General features: G+C 52.1%; 1 protein-coding gene. It reads right to left on the reverse strand.

Annotated elements, in window-relative coordinates:
• Window positions 1-211: FAD:protein FMN transferase (locus AAEY88_RS15300; protein ID WP_350563763.1), on the reverse strand; the 211-nt coding region annotated here is incomplete at its 3' end.
• Window positions 212-240: the final 29 nt, after the last annotated feature.

The following is a 240-nucleotide window of genomic DNA, read 5'->3' on the forward strand; positions in this document are numbered from 1 at the left end:
CCTCTATGTAGCGCCGAGTAGTGCCGCTAGTGGCTAACGCCCCCTGGCGAATGGATAACAGTGCCGCAGCGTTATCAAGCTTATGAGGGTTTTCAATCCCCACCTGCCAGCCATCGCTTTTGGTGATCGGGCAAGCAATATCACCACCAAAGTTGACTAATACCGATTGCTTTGGCCAACGACTCGCTAATATTTGTGCGGTGCGATCCACCGCATATTCCTTACCGATACCGCCAAAGT

Source organism: Psychrobacter sp. CAL346-MNA-CIBAN-0220, from assembly GCF_040309805.1.
Classification (GTDB): domain Bacteria; phylum Pseudomonadota; class Gammaproteobacteria; order Pseudomonadales; family Moraxellaceae; genus Psychrobacter.